This is a genomic window from Sphingomonas sp. dw_22, assembly GCF_018449795.1.
Taxonomy (GTDB): Bacteria; Pseudomonadota; Alphaproteobacteria; order Sphingomonadales; family Sphingomonadaceae; genus Sphingomonas.
Window position 1 is genome coordinate 1 of sequence record NZ_JAAVVE010000088.1, and the last position, 5,233, is coordinate 5,233.

The following is a 5,233-nucleotide window of genomic DNA, read 5'->3' on the forward strand; positions in this document are numbered from 1 at the left end:
CCATACGCGCAAATGCGCACGCGCAATGCACTGTCCGCGCAAGGGCTTGTCCGCGTTCCGGCCAGGCAGGTGCCAACTTCGGCGTGTGAATCGTCCGCCGATGGCGCGGCGAATCGCGGGAAACCCTGAGGGAGGGTGGCCGCTTCACCTTGCCTGCGGGGCAATCGCCCGGCGTGCACTTCGCCAACTTCGGCGTCCGTTCCATATTCCGGTTCCGATGTGCCCAATGCCGATACGCGCCAGACCCTCATTTCTCGTTGTGCAGCATGCAGCATTGATGTTCTACACATCACCTCTGATATCTGTTACACGACTCGCATGATTACATCCGCCCAGATGCGCGCCGCGCGCGCGCTGCTCGGCATCGACCAGCGGGTGCTGGCGGAGATGTCGGGCGTGTCGCTCCCCACCATCCAGCGCATGGAGGCGAGCGACGGCAATGTCCGCGGCGTGATCGACACGCTGGTCAAGGTGGTCGATGCGTTCGAGCGCGCCGGGATCGAGCTGATCGGCGAAGGTGCCGCGAGCGCCGAGGGAGGGCGGGGCGTGCGTTTCAAGCAGCCCCAGCCGCGCTGACTATGGCGAGCGTCGTGCCCCCTCGCTTCGCCGAGCTGTTCACCCCCAAGCTCGTCACCGTGCTGCGCGAAGGCTATTCGCTCGCCGGGTTCAAGGCCGATGCGGTCGCGGGCCTCACCGTCGCGATCGTCGCGCTGCCGCTGTCGATGGCGATCGCCATCGCATCGGGCGTGGGGCCGGAGCGCGGTCTCTATGCCTCGATCGTCGGCGGCCTCATCGTCTCGGCGCTGGGCGGCAGCCGCTTCCAGATCGGCGGGCCGGCGGGCGCGTTCATCGTGCTGGTGGCCGCGACCGTGATGCAATACGGCGTCGACGGGCTGATTACCGCGACCCTGCTCTCGGGCCTGATCCTGATGGCGATCGGCTTCTTCCGGCTGGGCACCTTCATCAAATACATCCCCTATCCGGTGACGGTGGGATTCACCTCGGGCATCGCCCTCATCATCTTCGCGAGCCAGCTCAAGGATCTGCTGGGGCTGACGCTGAGCGGCACCGAGCCGGGGCCGGTGGTGCCCAAGCTGGAGGCGCTGGCGCACGCGCTGCCGACGATGAGCGCGGCCGCCGTGGCGGTCGCGGGGGCTTCGATCGCGCTGATCTTCGCGCTGCGCAAATTCCGGCCGCACTGGCCCGCCTTCCTGATCGCGGTCGCGCTCGCGGCCGTGGTCACGGCGCTGCTCGGGTTGCCGGTCGAGACGATCGGCACGCGCTTCGGCGGCATCCCGCGCGCGCTGCCCGCACCGCATTTGCCGGACCTGTCGCCGGCGCGGGTGGTGGAGATGCTGCCCTCGGCCCTGTCCTTCGCGCTGCTCGGCGGGATCGAGAGCCTGCTCTCGGCGGTGGTGGCGGACAGCATGACCGGGCGGCGGCACCGCTCGAACTGCGAGCTGGTGGCGCAGGGCGTGGCCAATATCGCCTCCGCGCTGTTCGGTGGCATCTGCGTGACCGGCACGATCGCGCGCACCGCCACCAATGTCCGCGCCGGCGCGCGCGGGCCGGTATCGGGCATGCTGCACGCGTTGTTCCTGCTCGCCTTCATGGCGGTGGCGGCGCCGCTCGCCAGCTATATCCCGCTCTCGGCGCTGGCCGCGGTGCTGGCGGTGGTCGCATGGAACATGGCCGAGAAGCATGAGTTCGGGGTGCTGCTGCGCGCCTCGCGCGGCGATGCGGTGGTGCTGCTCGCCACCTTCCTGCTGGTGGTGTTCCGCGACCTGACCGAGGGCATTTTGGCGGGCTTCGGCATCGGCACGCTGCTGTTCCTGCACCGCATGGCGCAATCGGTGGAGGTGGAAACCGGGCTGCCGCTGGTCGAGGAGGATCGGGCAGACAGCGCGAATGGGCGCGACGATTATGACGCGGCGCTTTCGGGCGACGAGGGCGTGGCGGTCTATCGCATCTCGGGCGCGTTCTTCTTCGGCGCGGCGGGCGCGGTGGGAGCCGCGCTCGACCGGATCGGCGAGCATCCGCGCGCGCATGTGATCGACCTGTCGGCGGTGCCTTTGGTCGATTCGAGCGCGGCGGCGAGCATCGCCGGCTTCGCGCGGCGCGCCGAGCGGACCGGGGCGGCGGTGTTCATCTCCGGCGCGCGGACTTCGGTGCGGCACATGCTGTTCGCGCACGGGGCGCGGCCGCCGCAGGTGCGCTATCGCCATACGCTGGAGGATGCCGTCGCCGAGGCGCGGCTGGGGGACAAGGCCGAGGATTGATTTTCGCGCGACGCCGCGACGGCGCTACGAGGTTTGGCGCTTTTCGTTGGGTTGGCCCGTGTCGCCGGCTTCCGTCGGGAGCTTCTCGTCATCCCGACGTAAGTCCTGTCGCTCCGTCCCTGCTGTTGCCCTAGCCGAGATGACGGACGAACGCGCGCGTCCCTCAGCCGCAAACCCTTTGGAAGCGGATGAATCGCTTCCCCGGCGAAGGCCGGGGCCCAGTTTCGATGAAGTCGAGATGACGGGATGCCGCGGCCAATGCGTTGCAACTGGGCCCCGGCCTTCGCCGGGGAGGGGCTGCTTCAATGCATGTGGATCAACCTCGGGGTGAATCCCAACATTCACCAGGCCGAAATAGCCCCGAGGGGAGCCGCAAGCGACGCCCCCGTCGCGTCTTCGCGTCGTTGCGCGAACAAAAACAGCGGGAGGGGCGAAACCCTCCCGCCGGAACCCCGATCAGACGTGGATCGGCTTGCCCTGCACCGCCATCGCGGCTTCCTTGATCGCTTCCGAATGGGTCGGATGCGCGTGGCAGGTATAGGCGATGTCCTCGGACGTGGCGCCCATCTCCATGCCGAGCGCGACTTCGGCGATCATCGTGCCCGCCACCGAGGTGATGATCCAGGCGCCCAGCACGCGATCGGACTTGGCGTCGGCGATCACCTTCACCCAGCCGACCGTGTCGTCGATCGCCTTGGCGCGGCTGTTGCCGGCCATCGGGAACTTGCCGACCTTGATCTCGCCCTTCTCGCGCGCCTGCTCCTCGGTGAGGCCGACGCCGGCGATCTCGGGATGCGTATAGACCACGCTCGGGATCACGTCATGGTTCACGATGCCGGTCAGGCCGCCGATATTCTCGGCCACCGCGATGCCCTCGTCCTCGGCCTTGTGGGCGAGCATCGGGCCGGGGATGACGTCGCCGATCGCCCAGATGCCGGGGATGGTGGTCTGGAAGCGGTGATCGGTCTCGATCTGGCCGCGCGGGTTGGTGGCGAGGCCGATCTTGTCAAGGCCCAGCCCGTCGGTGTTGGGCTTGCGGCCGATCGCGACGAGCACGGCATCGGCCTCCAGCGTCTCGGCGGCGCCGCCCGCGGAGGGCTCCACCGTCACGGTCGCCTTGCCGCCGTTCACGACGACGCCGGTGACCTTGGTCGAGAGCCTGATGTCCAGGCCCTGCTTCTTGAAGATCTTGGCGGCTTCCTTGCGGACCTCGCCGTCCATGCCGGGCAGGAGCTGGTCGAGGAACTCGACCACCGTCACCTTGGCGCCGAGCCGCTGCCAGACCGAGCCGAGCTCGAGCCCGATCACGCCGCCGCCGATCACCACCAGATGCTCGGGCACCTTCTCCAGCGCGATCGCGCCGGTGGAATCGACCACGACCTTCTGGTCGATCGTCACGCCGGGCAGCGGGGTGACCGACGAGCCGGTGGCGATGACGATGTTCTTCGCGGTGACGGTACGGTCGCCGACCTGGACGGTGTGCGCATCGACGAAGGTGCCGAGGCCCTTCACCCATTCGACCTTGTTCTTCTTGAACAGGAATTCGATGCCGCCGGTCAGGCCCTTCACGGCCTTGTCCTTGTCGGCCATCATCGCCGGCAGGTCGAGCTCGACCGAGCCGAGCTTGACGCCATGCTTGGCGAGCGCGCCCGAGGCGGCCTCGTGGAACAGCTCGGAGGCGTTGAGCAGCGTCTTGGACGGGATGCAGCCGACGTTGAGGCAGGTGCCGCCCAGCGTCTCGCGGCTCTCGACGCAGCCGGTGCGCAGGCCGAGCTGCGCCGCGCGGATCGCCGCGACATAGCCGCCGGGGCCGGAACCGATGATCAGGACGTCGAAATCATAGTCAGCCATTGTTCTCTTCCTTGTTCCCCGGCGAAGGCCGGAGCCCAGTATCGAGACGGATTTGGTGAGCGTCTCGCGTCGTTGCAAATGTCAGTACGACTGCGCCCCGGCCTTCGCCGGGGCGCAGCCTTTACGGAATTCAGAGGTCGATCAGCAGCCGGGTCGGATCCTCGATCGCGTTCTTGAGCGCGACGAGGAACGTCACCGCTTCGCGGCCGTCGATCAGGCGGTGATCGTAGCTGAGCGCGAGGTACATCATCGGGCGGACGACGACCTGGCCGTCGCGGACCACCGGGCGGTCCTCGATGCGGTGCAGGCCCAGCACGGCCGACTGCGGCGGGTTGATGATCGGAGTCGACATCAGCGAGCCGAACACGCCGCCGTTGGAGATGGTGAAGGTGCCGCCCTTCATCTCGTCCATCTTCAGCGTGCCGTCCTTGGCGCGCTTGCCGAAATCGCCGATCGTCTTCTCGATGCCGGCGACCGACAGATCCTGCGCGTCGCGGATCACCGGCACGACCAGGCCCTGCGGCGCGGAGACCGCGACCGAGATGTCGGCATAATCGTGATAGACGATCTCATCGCCCTCGATCGAGGCGTTGACCGAGGGGATGTCGCGCAGCGCCTGGACGGCGGCCTTCACGAAGAAGCCCATGAATCCCAGCCGGACCCCGTGCTTCTTCTCGAACAGATCCTTGTACTTGGTCCGCGCGGCGATGACCTCGGTCATGTCGACGTCGTTGAACGTCGTCAGCATCGCGGCGGTGTTCTGCGCTTCCTTGAGGCGCTTGGCGACCGTCTGGCGCAGGCGCGTCATGCGGACGCGCTCTTCCTTGCGACCGCCCGCCGAAGCGGCGGGGGGGGCGGGGGGCGGGGGGGGGGGGAGGGGGGGGGGGGGGGGGGGGAGGGGTGGTAGTTGGGGAAAGTGGGTGAGTTGGACGAGCGGGCGGAGATTGGTGACCGGCACAGCTTGGTGGTGCTGGCCTTCATTTTGCTGTGTAAGTAATCCACCGCGTGGTTGACCGGTGGTCTTGGCAGGAAGCAGAACGTCGGAATGAGGATACCGCTGGCCGTCTTCGGGGTCGAGGTTTCGGCCTGGACAACGCCAAGAC

General features: G+C 67.8%; 3 protein-coding genes and 1 pseudogene. 2 read left to right on the forward strand and 2 right to left on the reverse strand.

Going from position 1 to position 5,233, the window contains the following annotated elements:
- Window positions 1-318 precede the first annotated feature (318 nt).
- Window positions 319-576: a helix-turn-helix transcriptional regulator gene (locus HB724_RS20135; protein ID WP_213982730.1), complete on the forward strand. Its 258-nt coding sequence runs from the start codon at window positions 319-321 to the stop codon at window positions 574-576.
- A gap of 14 nt (window positions 577-590) precedes the next feature.
- On the forward strand, window positions 591-2,279 hold the full coding sequence (locus HB724_RS20140) for a SulP family inorganic anion transporter (RefSeq protein WP_346344766.1): 1,689 nt from the start codon (window positions 591-593) through the stop codon (window positions 2,277-2,279).
- 456 nt (window positions 2,280-2,735) lie between these two features.
- On the opposite strand, the gene lpdA is transcribed toward HB724_RS20140, so the two are convergent.
- Together lpdA and sucB are read right to left on the reverse strand one after the other, a co-directional pair.
- On the reverse strand, window positions 2,736-4,130 hold the full coding sequence (gene lpdA / locus HB724_RS20145) for a dihydrolipoyl dehydrogenase (RefSeq protein WP_213982732.1): 1,395 nt from the start codon (window positions 4,128-4,130) through the stop codon (window positions 2,736-2,738).
- A 130-nt stretch (window positions 4,131-4,260) separates the two neighbouring features.
- Window positions 4,261-4,974: pseudogene (sucB, locus tag HB724_RS20150) on the reverse strand (dihydrolipoyllysine-residue succinyltransferase); the annotation flags it as partial.
- Between the last annotated feature and the right edge of the window lie 259 nt (window positions 4,975-5,233).